At 61.6% G+C, this 16,089-nt stretch carries 4 protein-coding genes and 2 rRNA genes; 1 reads left to right on the top strand and 5 read right to left on the bottom strand.

Going from position 1 to position 16,089, the window contains the following annotated elements:
• Nucleotides 1-4: 4 nt before the first annotated feature.
• From ACPJW8_RS03730 to ACPJW8_RS03710, 5 genes are all read right to left on the bottom strand, one after another.
• Nucleotides 5-3,129: ribosomal RNA gene (locus ACPJW8_RS03730) — 23S ribosomal RNA — on the bottom strand.
• 534 nt (nt 3,130-3,663) lie between these two features.
• Nucleotides 3,664-5,189: ribosomal RNA gene (locus ACPJW8_RS03725) — 16S ribosomal RNA — on the bottom strand.
• Together the 16S and 23S rRNA genes form the textbook arrangement of a ribosomal RNA operon.
• Nucleotides 5,190-5,612: 423 nt before the next feature.
• The gene (glgB, locus tag ACPJW8_RS03720; RefSeq protein ID WP_330189628.1) at nt 5,613-9,341 is read right to left on the bottom strand and encodes a 1,4-alpha-glucan branching protein GlgB; all 3,729 of its coding nucleotides are present in this window, start codon (nt 9,339-9,341) and stop codon (nt 5,613-5,615) included.
• Nucleotides 9,342-9,344: 3 nt separating this feature from the next.
• Nucleotides 9,345-11,141 carry a maltose alpha-D-glucosyltransferase gene (treS, locus tag ACPJW8_RS03715; protein ID WP_330189627.1) on the bottom strand — a complete coding sequence of 599 codons (1,797 nt, stop codon included), beginning with the start codon at nt 11,139-11,141 and terminating at the stop codon, nt 9,345-9,347.
• A complete protein-coding gene (locus ACPJW8_RS03710; protein ID WP_330189630.1) occupies nt 11,138-13,207 on the bottom strand; it encodes an alpha-1,4-glucan--maltose-1-phosphate maltosyltransferase in 2,070 nt (689 codons plus the stop codon). Before ACPJW8_RS03710 ends, treS begins: the two co-directional genes overlap by 4 nt.
• Before the next feature lie 218 nt (nt 13,208-13,425).
• On the opposite strand from ACPJW8_RS03710, the gene glgP reads away from it, so the two are divergent.
• Nucleotides 13,426-16,044, top strand: a complete 2,619-nt coding sequence (gene glgP, locus ACPJW8_RS03705) for an alpha-glucan family phosphorylase (RefSeq protein WP_330189626.1) — start codon at nt 13,426-13,428, stop codon at nt 16,042-16,044.
• Nucleotides 16,045-16,089: the final 45 nt, after the last annotated feature.

The raw sequence follows: 16,089 nt of genomic DNA, 5'->3' as shown, positions 1-16,089 counted from the left end.
TGGTGTGGTGTAAGTTATCGGCCTATTAGTACCGGTCAGCTTCACGGGTCTTTAGTCCCCGCTTCCACATCCGGCCTATCAACCCAGTGGTCTGGCTGGGGGCCTCTCACACACGAGGTGTATGGAAATCTCATCTTGAAGCGGGCTTCCCGCTTAGATGCTTTCAGCGGTTATCCCATCCGAACGTAGCTAATCAGCGGTGCACTTGGCAGTACAACTGACACACCAGAGGTTCGTCCGTCCCGGTCCTCTCGTACTAAGGACAGCCCTTCTCAAATTTCCTGCGCGCGCAGCGGATAGGGACCGAACTGTCTCACGACGTTCTAAACCCAGCTCGCGTACCGCTTTAATGGGCGAACAGCCCAACCCTTGGGACCTACTCCAGCCCCAGGATGCGACGAGCCGACATCGAGGTGCCAAACCATGCCGTCGATATGGACTCTTGGGCAAGATCAGCCTGTTATCCCCGAGGTACCTTTTATCCGTTGAGCGACGGCCATTCCACAATGTACCGCCGGATCACTAGTCCCGACTTTCGTCCCTGCTCGAGATGTCTCTCTCACAGTCAAGCTCCCTTGTGCACTTACACTCGACACCTGATTGCCAACCAGGCTGAGGGAACCTTTGGGCGCCTCCGTTACTTTTTAGGAGGCAACCGCCCCAGTTAAACTACCCATCAGGCACTGTCCCTGACCCGGATTACGGGCCGAAGTTAGATGTCCAAAGTGACCAGAGGTATTCAACGATGACTCCACCCGAACTGGCGTCCGGGCTTCAACGTCTCCCACCTATCCTACACAAGCCACTCCGAACACCAATACCAAACTATAGTAAAGGTCTCGGGGTCTTTCCGTCCTGCTGCGCGTAACGAGCATCTTTACTCGTACTGCAATTTCGCCGAGTTTATGGTTGAGACAGCGGGGAAGTCGTTACTCCATTCGTGCAGGTCGGAACTTACCCGACAAGGAATTTCGCTACCTTAGGATGGTTATAGTTACCACCGCCGTTTACTGGGGCTTAAATTCTCAGCTTCGCCGTGAGGCTAACCGGTCCTCTTAACCTTCCAGCACCGGGCAGGAGTCAGTCCGTATACATCGTCTTGCGACTTCGCACGGACCTGTGTTTTTAGTAAACAGTCGCTTCCCCCTGGTCTCTGCGGCCCCGATCCCCTCCCACCAGCAAGTGGTGTTCAAGGTTGGGGCCCCCCTTCTCCCGAAGTTACGGGGGCATTTTGCCGAGTTCCTTAACCATAATTCTCTCGATCGCCTTAGTATTCTCTACCTGATCACCTGTGTCGGTTTGGGGTACGGGCGGCTAAAACCTCGCGTCGATGCTTTTCTCGGCAGCATAGGATCACCAAATCCCCCCATACGGGGGTCCCATCAGATCTCAGGCATCATGAACAGCGGATTTGCCTACCGTTCGCCCTACATCCTTAGACCGGGACAACCATCGCCCGGCTCGGCTACCTTCCTGCGTCACACCTGTTAATACGCTTGCCTCCCAGGATCAGGTCCTGCGCTCCACCAAAACCCTCACACCACAAGGGTGATCGGGCAGGTCTCGGGCAGTTAGTATCCCCTGTTCAACATGGGCGGTTTTTCGCCGGTACGGGAATATCAACCCGTTGTCCATCGACTACGCCTGTCGGCCTCGCCTTAGGTCCCGACTTACCCAGGGCAGATTAGCTTGACCCTGGAACCCTTGATCATTCGGCGGACGGGTTTCTCACCCGTCTTTCGCTACTCATGCCTGCATTCTCACTCGTGTAGGCTCCACCGCTGGTTTACACCGCGACTTCACTGCCCACACGACGCTCCCCTACCCATCCAGACGACTGAACCACGAAGGCTTGTCTACTATCTGAATGCCACAACTTCGGCGGTGTACTTGAGCCCCGCTACATTGTCGGCGCGGAATCACTTGACCAGTGAGCTATTACGCACTCTTTCAAGGATGGCTGCTTCTAAGCCAACCTCCTGGTTGTCTTCGCAACTCCACATCCTTTCCCACTTAGCACACGCTTAGGGGCCTTAGTTGGTGGTCTGGGCTGTTTCCCTCTCGACTATGAAGCTTATCCCCCACAGTCTCACTGCTGCGCTCTCACTTACCGGCATTCGGAGTTTGGCTGACGTCAGTAACCTTGTAGGGCCCATTAGCCATCCAGTAGCTCTACCTCCAGCAAGAAACACGCAACGCTGCACCTAAATGCATTTCGGGGAGAACCAGCTATCACGAAAGTTTGATTGGCCTTTCACCCCTACCCACAGCTCATCCCCTCCATTTTCAACTGAAGTGGGTTCGGTCCTCCACGACGTCTTACCGTCGCTTCAACCTGGCCATGGGTAGATCACTTCGCTTCGGGTCTAGATCACGCCACTGCAACGCCCTATTCAGACTCGCTTTCGCTACGGCTTCCCCACACGGGTTAACCTCGCGACGTAACACTAACTCGCAGGCTCATTCTTCAAAAGGCACGCCGTCACAGTAACTAAGACTGCTCCGACGGATTGTAAGCACACGGTTTCAGGTACTGTTTCACTCCCCTCCCGGGGTACTTTTCACCTTTCCCTCACGGTACTGGTCCGCTATCGGTCATTAGGGAGTATTTAGGCTTATCAGGTGGTCCTGACAGATTCACACGGGATTTCTCGGGCCCCGTGCTACTTGGGATACTCATCCGGGCGGTACCAAACATTACGGTTACGGGGCTCACACCCTCTACGGCCGGCCTTTCAAGACCGTTCACCTATGCCAGCACATCACACCCCACTGCCCCGGCAGAGACAGTACGGAAAGTCCCACAACCCCGACCATGCAACGCCCGCCGGCTATCACACATGGAACGGTTTAGCCTGATCCGCGTTCGCTCGCCACTACTAACGGAATCACTATTGTTTTCTCTTCCTGCGGGTACTGAGATGTTTCACTTCCCCGCGTTCCCTCCACGTACCCTATGTGTTCAGATACGGGTCACCAGATCACTCGCGCGTCTGGCGGGGTTTCCCCATTCGGAGACCCTGGGATCAAAGTCCGGTTATCGACTCCCCCAGGAATATCGCAGATTCCCACGTCCTTCTTCGGCTCCTAATGCCAAGGCATCCACCGTGTGCCCTTAAAAACTTGACCACAAAGATCAAAACAAAACACTTTTCTCGAGAGAACCATGAAAACCAACCACACCCAACAACACCACCCAAAGGCAGTACCATCACGCGCAGCCAGATCCAGGTTCATATTCTTGGAAATTGCTTCTTATAAAAGATGCTCGCGTCCACTATGTAGTTCTCAAACAACAACCCCAAACCACACACCCCACACACAACAAGTGCATGATCGATGCAGCCAGGAAACCAGAAACAAACAAACCCGCGCCAACCCCCCGCACCCATAAAAGGAGCGGAAAACCACACGGCCCTGTTGCCTCAGGACCCAACAGTGTGCCAAACACTAAACCACCCGCGAACCCTTCACCCACCGTTCCACAACACCCCCGAAGAGGCATCCGTACTGAAGAAGGAGAAAGACACAGACAGCCGCTGTTCATTGATATTCCACCCATGAGCACCCGCCGCAGAACTTGCGTCTGCGCAACGGGCATATACTCCTGACAAACCCCCACCACCACATACGCGGCAGCAATGATCTGTAGGTGCTCCTTAGAAAGGAGGTGATCCAGCCGCACCTTCCGGTACGGCTACCTTGTTACGACTTAGTCCCAATCGCCGGTCCCACCTTCGACAGCTCCCTCCCACAAGGGGTTAGGCCACCGGCTTCGGGTGTTACCAACTTTCGTGACTTGACGGGCGGTGTGTACAAGGCCCGGGAACGTATTCACCGCAGCGTTGCTGATCTGCGATTACTAGCGACTCCGACTTCATGGGGTCGAGTTGCAGACCCCAATCCGAACTGAGACCGGCTTTTTGGGATTAGCTCCACCTCACAGTATCGCAACCCTTTGTACCGGCCATTGTAGCATGCGTGAAGCCCAAGACATAAGGGGCATGATGATTTGACGTCGTCCCCACCTTCCTCCGAGTTGACCCCGGCAGTCTCCCATGAGTCCCCGCCATTACGCGCTGGCAACATGGAACGAGGGTTGCGCTCGTTGCGGGACTTAACCCAACATCTCACGACACGAGCTGACGACAACCATGCACCACCTGTAAACCGACCACAAGTGGGGCGCCTGTTTCCAGACGTTACCGGTTCATGTCAAGCCTTGGTAAGGTTCTTCGCGTTGCATCGAATTAATCCGCATGCTCCGCCGCTTGTGCGGGCCCCCGTCAATTCCTTTGAGTTTTAGCCTTGCGGCCGTACTCCCCAGGCGGGGCACTTAATGCGTTAGCTACGGCGCGGAAAACGTGGAATGTCCCCCACACCTAGTGCCCAACGTTTACGGCATGGACTACCTACCAGGGTATCTAATCCTGTTCGCTCCCCATGCTTTCGCTCCTCAGCGTCAGTTAATGCCCAGAGACCTGCCTTCGCCATCGGTGTTCCTCCTGATATCTGCGCATTTCACCGCTACACCAGGAATTCCAGTCTCCCCTACATCACTCTAGTCTGCCCGTACCCACCGCAGATCCGGAGTTGAGCCCCGGACTTTCACGGCAGACGCGACAAACCGCCTACGAGCTCTTTACGCCCAATAATTCCGGATAACGCTTGCGCCCTACGTATTACCGCGGCTGCTGGCACGTAGTTAGCCGGCGCTTCTTCTGCAGGTACCGTCACTTTCGCTTCTTCCCTACTGAAAGAGGTTTACAACCCGAAGGCCGTCATCCCTCACGCGGCGTCGCTGCATCAGGCTTGCGCCCATTGTGCAATATTCCCCACTGCTGCCTCCCGTAGGAGTCTGGGCCGTGTCTCAGTCCCAGTGTGGCCGGTCACCCTCTCAGGCCGGCTACCCGTCGTCGCCTTGGTGAGCCATTACCTCACCAACAAGCTGATAGGCCGCGAGTCCATCCAAAACCACAAAAGCTTTCCACCCCCCACCATGCGATGAGGAGTCATATCCGGTATTAGACCCAGTTTCCCAGGCTTATCCCAGAGTCAAGGGCAGGTTACTCACGTGTTACTCACCCGTTCGCCACTAATCCACCAGCAAGCTGGCTTCATCGTTCGACTTGCATGTGTTAAGCACGCCGCCAGCGTTCATCCTGAGCCAGGATCAAACTCTCCGTTGAAGTAAAACAGACACAACCAACCACCACGGAAATAACGCGGACAGAAGGCTGCACAAAATTTGAAACCAGCTAAAAAACCAGACCACACCACAGGGGCGGCACAGCCTGGCAAATCAACCAATTCATAAAAAATCGGTATCAATAAACTTGGCACACTATTGAGTTCTCAAACAACAGACACTAACCGGCACCACCCAAACCAACGTTCAGGATCGCTCCGGAGCAACTTTACTATCTTAGGCGCTGTCCGCATCCCTGTCAAACCGGCGGATTCCGACCCGCTCAGCGGATCTTCCTACCGACTGACTCCGGGGAGCAGCGCGGAAATAAACTCTACCACCACTCTCCGGGGAGTGCCAATTGGCCTCCCCGGAGTGGGGTATCGCAGGTAGAGGACAGGACCGGCGGCCCCATCGATCCCCGTTAGACCGTGGGAACCGCAGGCTCTGAGTCACCCGGAACAACGGGCTTGAAGTAAGCGGCACCCAGCGGCGGGAGGCTTACCGTCAGCAAGGCCGGCTGGCCATCGACGCCGGGTGTGGCCGCAACCTGGGACCCAACGTTCAACACACCCGAGCCGCCGTAAACGGTGTTGTCCGTGTTGAGGACTTCCACCCACTCCCCTGCCACCGGTACGCCGAGGGCAAACTCGTGGTGCGGGCTTCCAGAGAAGTTCACCGCGCAAACCAGCGGGTTTCCGTCACCGTCCCAACGGATGAAGGTCAATACGTTGCGGTCAGCGTCGCCGCCATTGATCCACTGGAAGCCGGCAGGCTCGTTGTCCTTGGCGTAGAGCGCAGGCGTGGAACTGTAGACCTCGTTGAGATCCTTGGTCAGCAGCTGCATGCCGCGGTGTGCGGGAATGTCGGCGAGGAACCAGTCCAGGCCGTACTGTTCGGACCACTCGGCTTCCTGGCCGAACTCTGTTCCCATGAAGATCAGCTGCTTGCCTGGGTGCGCCCACTGGAAAGCCAGGAAAGCACGGAGGTTCGCGAGCTGCTGCCAACGGTCTCCGGGCATCTTGCGCAGCATCGAACCCTTGCCATGGACAACCTCGTCATGGCTGATGGGCAGGAGGAAGTTCTCCGTGAACGCGTAGACCAGGGAGAACGTCATGGTTCCGTGGTGCCATTTGCGGTTGACCGGATCCTCGGAAGCGTACTTCAGGGAGTCGTGCATCCAGCCCATGTTCCATTTGAGGCCGAACCCCAGGCCGCCGTGGCTGGTGGGAGCCGTGACGCCAGGGAACGCCGTTGACTCCTCCGCGATCATCACGGCACCCGGGTGCGTCTTGTAAACGGTGGCGTTGACTTCCTGGAGGAAGGATATCGCCTCAAGGTTTTCCCGCCCGCCGTACTTGTTGGGCCGCCACTGCCCCGCCTCACGCGAGTAGTCCAGGTAGAGCATGGAAGCAACGGCATCCACGCGTAGGCCATCGATGTGGAATTCGTCGAGCCAGTAAAGGGCGTTGGCCACCAGGAAGTTACGAACCTCGGTGCGTCCAAAGTCGAAGATCAGCGTGCCCCAGTCCGGGTGCTCGCCAAGCTGCGGATCCGAGTGCTCGTACAGGGCCTCGCCGTCGAACTGAGCCAGGGCCCAGGCATCCTTCGGGAAGTGCGCCGGCACCCAGTCGAGGAGCACGCCGATTCCGGCCTGGTGCAGGCAATCCACCAGGTAGCGGAACTCGTCCGGGTGCCCGAACCGCGAGGTGGGGGCGAAGTAGGAAGTGACCTGGTACCCCCACGAGCCTCCGAAGGGGTGCTCGGCCACCGGCATGAACTCAACGTGGGTGAAGCCCAGCCACTGGACGTAGTCCACCAGTTCCTTGGCCAGTTCGCGGTAACCCAGGCCAAGCCGCCACGAACCGAGGTGCACTTCGTAGACGCTCATGGGCGAGTTGTGCGGATCCCTGGCGGCCCGGGCTTCCATCCATTCCTCGTCCTGGAAGACGTACTGCGGCTCCACCACCTTGGATGCCGTCAGCGGCGGAACCTCTGTGCCAAAGGCCAAGGGGTCGGCTTTTTCCACCCAGTTGCCATGCCGGGTCTTGATCTCGAACTTGTAGCACGCCCCTGCTAAAACGCCTGGGAGGAAGACTTCCCAGATGCCCGAGGAGCCCAGCGAACGCATGGAGTGCTCGCGGCCGTCCCAGGCGTTGAAATCACCCTTGACGCGTACTGCCTGTGCGTTGGGCGCCCAGACTGCGAACGACACGCCATCCACATCACCGAGGGATGACTTGTAGTGCCGGACGTGCGAGCCCAGGACTTCCCAGAGCTTTTCATGCCGCCCTTCACCAATCAGGTGCATGTCCAGCTCGCCGATGGTGGGCAGGTAGCGGTAGGGATCATCGAACGTCTCTGCCGGGACACCCTGGTAGGTCACTTCCAGCCGGTAGTCCGGGACATGGCCGGGCTGCGGCGCATCCATCACGGCCACCCAGATACCGTGCGCTTCATGGACCATGGGAACGACGGCGTCGGCTGTCACCACGGACACGGCAGCAGCCAGGTGCCTGACGGTCCTGATGGTCACGTGGCCGTGGTTGTCCAGATGCGCGCCAAGGACGGAGTGCGGTGCGTGGTGTTCACCATTGGCGACCCGTCCCAGTGTGTCCGGGTCAACGCTAATCGGCTCCCGCGGTTTTTCCGCCGGTGCTGAGCTGGTCATAGTTCCACCTTCCGCTGCTGCTTCCGGCTGGTCGCCGGAGCCTGTACCGCCAAGGAGCCGCCTGGACGCATTCACTGGAATCGCCAACCAGCCCGGCCTGTTTCGTAGTTCGTAGACCACTTCGTAGAGAGCCTTGTCCAGCCACAATGCCACAAAGAGGGGCGAGGTCCGGTCTATGGTTCCGGGTGTGACGGCGGTGTAGCCCGCAATGAACGCCTCGGCGCAGGAATCCACCCAGAGTTCGGGGACACGGCGGCCCTGGCCCTCCCGTTCCGCGGCGCCGGCCGCATAGTCGAAGGAGCGCAGCATTCCCACAACGTCGCGCAGGGGGACGTCGGGGGCTGTGCGTTCGGCCACGGGGCGCAGCGGCTCACCTTCAAAATCAAGGATTGCCCAGCGGTCCGGGGCGCCGTCCGCTCCTGCCACCCTGAGGATCTGGCCAAGGTGGAGGTCGCCATGGATCCGCTGAAGCGGACCGGCAGGGCTCCCTTCAATACGTTTCAGGAGGCCGCCAAGGGCCTCATCGTAGGGTCCGACGGCGGAACCGGCCTCCCGCCAGTACTCGCGGACCCGCCGGGCTACTGCAGTTGCGATGTCCCGGCCGGGGACTGCTTCGCTGGTTTGGCCCAAGGCCTGCGCGAGCCGCACATGGACCGTTGCGGTAGCGGCGCCAAGTTCACGGGCCTCCGCGCTGAAGTCCCGGCCGTCCCGGGCGGCTTCCACGGCGAGCCGCCAGGCGTCCTGGCCGCCGGCGAGGAACTCATGGGCCACGGCCAGTTCGCCTTCGGCCTGGTGCGCCTGCCCCTGGGCGTCGGAAGCCTCCCACTGGCCGCGGACCCAGCCCATGGTGGCCGGGACTTCGCTGCACCCTGCAGCGGTAAGGGCGGCCCCAACGCCGACTTCGGGGTTTTCGCCCTCGGAGAGCACCCGGAAGAACTTGATAATGGTGGCGGCAGCACCGTCGTCGACGATCACAGAGCTGTTGGACTGCTCACCGGACAGGACACGGACAGTGGTTGCCGCGGCGGGGAGTGCCGGCCCCGCGAAGCTGCGGTGGCCGGAAACCGGCGCCGGAGCAGCCGCACCAGGAGCGCCGGCGGCAGCTGGACCTGACGCGCTCCCGGGCCGCATCAGGTCAAGCCACGCAGCGATGAAGACGGGATCGTGGACGGCGTCGTAGACCCAGAGCGGGCCGCCGTCGGGAGCCGGCATCTCGCCCACCAACGCCTTCGCCGGAGCGGCCGACGTGGACAGATGCTTGCTGAGCGGTACCTGGACCACGTCGCGCCGGACTGCGGCCCCGGCGCTGGTGGATTCCACTGACAGGAGGAGGACTTCGAGTTCCACGCCTTCGGCGCCGGGCAGGGTGAATCCCCCGGCCCGGGACAGTCCGAATTGCGGGGACTTAACGGGGAACCATCGCTGCCGGGGCAGCCAGGAGCGCAGGAGGCTTTCAAGGGCGGGATCAAGGGCGGCCGGCATGACTCAGCCCTCGATGGACAGCACAGGCATGGCCTGCGTATAGGGCGACGCCGGGTTGGAGGCAGCGGATCGGATGCGCAGCCAGAAGAAGTCGTGGCTGCCCAGTGTCAGGGTCAGGCTGCCGTCCTCGCGGATTCCCGGGAACGGCTGGCCGCCAAAGACATCCCGCAGTCCGCGGCCACCGAATTCCGGAACCTTCAAGGTGGCTGCGACTGGGTGCTGGGAGAGGTTGAAGACGCACAGGATGGTCTCGCCGGGTTCGTTGGCCACGGCGCCGGCGGGAAGGTCGCGCAGGTACGCCAGGACGGCGTCGTGGTCTGCTTCTATGTGCTTGTACTCCCCCAGTCCGAACGCGGGGTGGTTCTTCCGGACACTGAGGATCTGGCGGGTCCAGCGGAGCAGTGAACCCGAATGGGCGGACTCTGCCTCCACATTGGCCATGTTGTAGTTGTAGACCAGCGACTGGATGACCGGGAGGTACAGCTTCCCCGGGTCCGCCTTGGAGAATCCGGCGTTGCGGTCCGGGTTCCATTGCATGGGCGTGCGCACGGCGTCACGGTCATCGAGCCAGATGTTGTCCCCCATGCCGATCTCGTCCCCGTAGTACAGGAACGGGCTGCCGGGCAGGGACAACAGCAGCGCATTGATCAGTTCGATCTCGGCGCGGGAGTTATCCAGCAGCGGTGCGAGCCGGCGCCGGATGCCGATATTGGCACGCATCCGAGGGTCCGGTGCGTACCAGCCCAGCATCGCGGCACGTTCATCGGAGGTGACCATCTCGAGGGTCAGTTCGTCGTGGTTGCGCAGGAAGGTGCCCCATTGGGCCCCTGCCGGGATGGCCGGGGTTTCGGCCATGGTCTCGATGATGGGAGCGGCCTTCTGGTCCCGAAGCGCGTAGTAAAGGCGCGGCATGATCGGGAAGTGGAAGGCCATGTGGCATTCCGGCTCCTCTTCGGTGCCGAAGTACTCCACCACTTCGTTCGGCGGCTGGTTGGCCTCGGCGATGATCACGCGGCCAGGGTAGTTCTCGTCCACCATCCGGCGCAGGTCCTGCAGGAAGTGGTGGGTGGCGGGCAGGTTCTCGCAGTTGGTGCCTTCCTCCTCGAAAAGGTAAGGAATGGCGTCCGCCCTGAACCCGTCGATGCCCTGGTCCAGCCAGAACCGCACAACATCGAAGAGGGCGTCAATGACCCTGGGATTTTCGAAGTTCAGATCAGGCTGGTGGCTGAAGAACCGGTGCCAGAAGAACTGCCTGCGGATCGGATCGAACGTCCAGTTGGACTCCTCGGTGTCCACGAAGATGATGCGGGCGTCCTGGTATTTCTCGTCGGTGTCGCTCCACACGTAGAAGTCGCCGAACGGACCGTCGGGGTCGCGCCGGGATTCCTGGAACCACGGGTGCTGGTCCGAGGTGTGGTTCAGCGGGAGGTCGATGATGACCCGCACGCCGCGGGCGTGGGCCTCAGCCACCAGGCGCTTGAAGTCGCTGATGGTGCCGAACTCGTCCAGGACGGAGTTGTAGTCGGAGATGTCATAGCCACCGTCCCGCAGCGGGGACTGGAAGAATGGCGGCAGCCACAGGCAGTCGACGCCCAGCCACTGGAGGTAGTCCAGTTGCTCGATGAGCCCGATGAAATCCCCGGAACCGTCCCCATTGCCATCCGCGAAGGCCCTGACCAGCACTTCATAAAACACGGCCTTCCGGTACCACAGCGGGTCATGCGGGAGGCCTGGAGCGTTCAGCTCGAAGGTGTTTTTGGGAGTGTAGTGCTGGCTGGAGCCCGGCGGATTAAAGCTCACGGACGCGTTCTCCTCACGCTCAGGATGTGGGCAGGTTCTGCATGGGGGTCCAGGCGGACGTAGTTGTCAGTGCCCCACTCCCAGCTTTGGCCGGTGATGAGGTCATCAACGCGGAAGTGCCCGCTGGGAGTCAGGTCCGCCTGGTCCAGCTCGAGGGCCGCTAGGTCCAGGGTGACTGTGCTTTCCCTGGCGCCATGCGGGTCCACGTTCACCACAACGATGATCGTGTCCTTGGAGCCGTCCGGCAGGGTCTTGTGCTTGGAATACACCACCGTGGAGTCATCGGTACTGGCATGGACAGTGAGGTTCTGCAGGTCAAGGAGCGCGGGGTGGGCCCTGCGGATCTCATTGAGCCGTGTCAGGTACGGTGCCAACGTGCGGCCTGACCGTGCAGCACCCTCCCAGTCACGCGCCTTGTATTCGAATTTCTCATTGTCGATGTATTCCTCGGCACCCGGACGGGCCACGTGTTCAAAGAGCTCGAAGCCTGCATAGACACCCCACAGCGGGCTGGCCGTGGCGGCGAGCGCAGCGCGGATCCGGAAGGCACCCGGTCCGCCGAACTGCAGGTAGGGCGTCAGGATGTCCGGGGTGTTGACGAAGAAGTTGGGCCGGAAGAACGCGGGGCTCTCATGGCTGACTTCGGTGAAGTAGCTTTCCAGCTCTTCCTTGGTGTTCCGCCACGTGAAGTAGGTATAGGACTGCTGGAACCCCGCACGGCCCAGGGCATGCATCATGGCCGGGCGGGTAAAGGCCTCGGCAAGGAACACCACACCCGGGGTCTTTGCGTTGACGGTCTGGATCAGCCATTCCCAGAACCACACCGGTTTGGTGTGCGGGTTGTCCACTCGGAAAATCCGTACACCGTGGCTGACCCAGAGCTCCACAACGCGGAGGATCTCATGGGAGAGGCCCTCGGGATCGTTGTCGAAGTTCAGGGGGTAGATGTCCTGGTACTTCTTGGGCGGGTTCTCCGCGTACGCAATGCTGCCGTCGATCCGGGTGGTGAACCATTCCGGATGCGATTCCACCCAGGGGTGGTCAGGAGCCGCCTGCAGTGCGAGGTCCAGGGCCACCTCCAGGCCGAGTTCATTGGCCCGCGCCACGAAGGCGTCGAAATCCTCAAAAGTGCCGAGGTCCGGGTGGATGGAATCGTGGCCGCCTTCTTTCGCACCGATGGCCCACGGCGATCCGGGGTCATGGGGGCCGGCCACCAGGGTGTTGTTCGGACCCTTGCGGTGCTGCACGCCAATGGGATGGATGGGCGGCATGTACAGGACGTCAAAACCCATTTCCGCTACAGCATCAAGACGCTTTGCCGCCGTGCGGAAAGTGCCGGACGTCCACGTCCCCCTTTCCGGGTGGAACACCGCGCCCTCAGAGCGCGGGAAAAATTCGTACCAGGAACCGCGCCCGGCCCGGTCGCGCTCCACCAGCAGCGGATAGCGCTGGGACGTGGTCACCATTTCACGGATGGGAAGGCGTTCGACGGCGGCAGCCACCTCGGGTGCGAAGCCGGCTGCCAGCCGTTCCCCTGCCGTGCGGCTTTCGTCAGCGAGCGCATCAGCAGCCCGGCGCAGGGTGAGCTGGTCAGCTTCGTCCCGGCCGGCGTCGTCAGCTGCTTCGGCCAGGAGGGCGGCACCCTCGGCGAGCATCAGCTCGACGTCGATCCCCGCAGCGACCTTCACTTCTGCGTTGTGGTGCCAGGTCCCGTAACGGTCATGCCAGGCTTCAATGGCGAAGGACCAGTCACCCGGATCGCCGGGAACCAGCAGGCCTTCCCACCGGTCGGTGCCCAGGCCGCGTTCGCCGCGCGGCGGACGCAGGCGCACCCACTGGCGTTCCACGCCCTGCGGATCAAACAGGACAGCGCTGACGCCGAGCTGGTCATGGCCTTCGCGGAATGCCGTTGCTCCGACGGTGATGGCCTCGCCCGGCACGGCCTTGGCGGGAAACCTCCCGTCCTCGACAACAGGCTGCACCGCGGTGATCGGAAACCGCCCAAACCGCAGGCCGGAAGTCACACCCCCCGACGCAGGCCTTGCAGACTTTCGCTCCCCCGGCACTTGATTTTCCGGGCGTACATGAACTCCGTTAGTCGTCACATCTCGAACTTAGCGACAAAATCCGGAGATTGCGAAGCCCTCTCATTATTTTCATTTCACGTTGCGCACAGGCGCCGCTGACGCCCGTACAGTGCCGTTAATGGTGCTGTACCCGTCATTTACCAAAAAGAAACCAAATGCTGTTCCTGCCGTCCACCTTGTCCGTTACTGTGTCGCAGGTGAAGGCTATCCGCAGGTTTACTGTCCGCACTGTCCTCCCCGAGCCGATCCGGCCGCTCGCCAGGTTGGCCACCAACCTGCGCTGGTCATGGCACCGGCCCACCCGCGAACTCTTCGCCGGGCTCAACCCCAGGATCTGGGCCGAAGCCGAGCATGATCCCGTGACGTTCCTGGGGCTGGTAAGCCGCGAGGACCTCCACCAGCTGGCGGACGATCCGGACGTGGTGGCCAGGGTCCAGGAAGCGGCGCAGGACCTTGACCGTTACCTGGAGCAGCCGCGCTGGTACCAGGGGCTGGGTGAAGACGCTCCGGCTTCCATTGCCTATTTCTCTCCGGAATTCGGCATCACCGAGGTGCTTCCGCAGTACTCCGGCGGGCTTGGCATCCTGGCGGGCGACCACCTCAAGGCCGCTTCGGACCTGGGCGTGCCGCTGATCGGCGTGGGACTCCTCTACCAGGCCGGCTACTTCAAGCAGTCCCTGTCCAGGGACGCCTGGCAGCAGGAAACCTACCCGGTCCTTGATCCGGACGGCCTGCCCCTGACGCTTCTGCGCGAACCATCAGAGGACGGCAACGGCTCCCCCATCCAGATCTCGCTGCCCCTGCCCAACGGCCGGCGGCTGCTGGCCCGGATCTGGCGTGCCGACGTCGGACGTGTGCCCCTTCTGCTGCTGGACTCCAACGTTCCGGGCAATGACGACGCCGCCCGCAACATCACGGACCGCCTGTACGGCGGCGGCGGTGACCACCGGCTGCAGCAGGAACTGCTGCTGGGCATGGGCGGGGTCAAGGCACTGCGGGTCTACCAGGAGCTCACCGGCTCACCGGCCCCTGAGGTCTTCCACACCAATGAGGGCCACGCCGGGTTCCTGGGCATTGAACGCATCCAGGAACTGATGGCCGGAGACCAGGCGCTGACCTTCGATGAAGCACTGGCCGCGGGCCGCGCCTCCACCGTCTTCACCACCCACACCCCCGTGCCCGCCGGAATCGACCGCTTCGAGATCGCGCAGATCCAACACTTCTTCCAGGCCGGACTGGCTCCGGCCGTGCCGGTGGACAGGATCCTTGGCCTGGGACGGGAAAACTTCGAAGGCGGCAACCCGTCCGTCTTCAATATGGCCGTTATGGGCCTGCGTCTGGCCCAGCGGGCCAACGGCGTGGCCAAGCTGCACGGTGTGGTGTCCCGTGGAATGTTCTCGGCACTGTGGCCTGGCTTTGACCAGTCCGAAGTTCCCATCACGTCAGTCACCAACGGCGTGCACGTGCCCACGTGGGTGGACAACAGGATCTCCGACCTTGCCCGCAAGCAGTTCGGTGGCGACGCCGAGTCCCACGGCCGCTGGGACCTCGCCTACAACGTCAGCGACGAGGAGGTGTGGTGCCTCCGGCGGGACATGCGTACTGCCCTGGTAGAGGACGTACGGCGCCGGCTCCGGGCAGCGTGGAAGAAGCGCGGCGCCGCGGACGCGGAACTCGCCTGGACGGACAACGTCCTGGATCCCAACGTACTGACCATCGGTTTTGCCCGGCGCGTGCCCACGTACAAACGCCTCACCCTGATGCTGCGTGATCCGGAGCGCCTGCGCGCGCTGCTCCTTCACCCCACCCATCCCATCCAGCTGGTGATCGCCGGCAAGTCCCACCCCGCGGACGACGCCGGCAAGAAAATGATCCAGGAACTGGTCCGCTTCACCGACGATCCCGAAGTACGGCACAGGATCGCGTTCCTGCCCAACTACGACATCGCCATGGCAAGGACCCTCTTCCCAGGCTGCGACGTGTGGCTGAACAACCCGTTGCGCCCCCTGGAGGCCTGCGGCACGTCCGGCATGAAGGCGGCCCTGAACGGCTCGCTGAACCTGTCAGTGCTGGACGGCTGGTGGGATGAAATGTACGACGGCGAGAACGGCTGGGCCATCCCCACTGCCAACAACGATGCCTCCCCTGAGGAACGGGACGACATCGAGGCAGCCGCGCTGTACGAACTCCTGGAAACCCAGGTTGGGCCGCGGTTCTACGGGGCCACCGTCACGGATTCTGCGGGAGCTGCCGGACCTTCCACCGGCGGCGACGAGAGCGTCCCCACGCACTGGGTTTCGATGATCAAGCACACGCTGGCCAACCTGGGACCGGCGGTGTCCGCGGAACGTATGCTGCACGACTACGTCAACACCCTGTACCGTCCCGCGGCTGCTGCCGGGCGCAAGGCTGTGGCCAACGGCTTTGAGCAGGCACGCAACCTCTCCTCCTGGACCAGCAAGGTCCGTGAGGCCTGGCCGCACGTCCACGTTGAACACGTGGATTCGCTCGGCGTTTCCGAGGATCCGCAGATCGGCGACACCCTGCACGTGAACGCCTACGTTGCCCTGAACTCCCTGTCCACTGACGACGTGGCCGTCGAAGTTGCCTTCGGCCGCGCCGGCGACAGCGACGAGCTCGATGACGTGACCCTCCTGGAGCTCAAGCCGCTGGAGGACCTGGGCAACGGCCGGCACCTGTTCACCGGTTCACTGCTGATCGACCGCTCGGGTTCCTTTGGCTACACCGTGCGTGTCCTTCCCCGCCACGAAGCCCTGGCATCCAAGGCGGAGCTCGGGCTGATCGTCAACGCCTGACCGCAGCCGTCTGCCTGTATTTGCCCGCCGGCCTGTGGCCCGGGC

This window comes from Pseudarthrobacter sp. J47 (assembly GCF_049810315.1).
Classification (GTDB): Bacteria; Actinomycetota; Actinomycetes; order Actinomycetales; family Micrococcaceae; genus Arthrobacter.
This window is presented reverse-complemented; position numbering and strand designations above follow the sequence as displayed.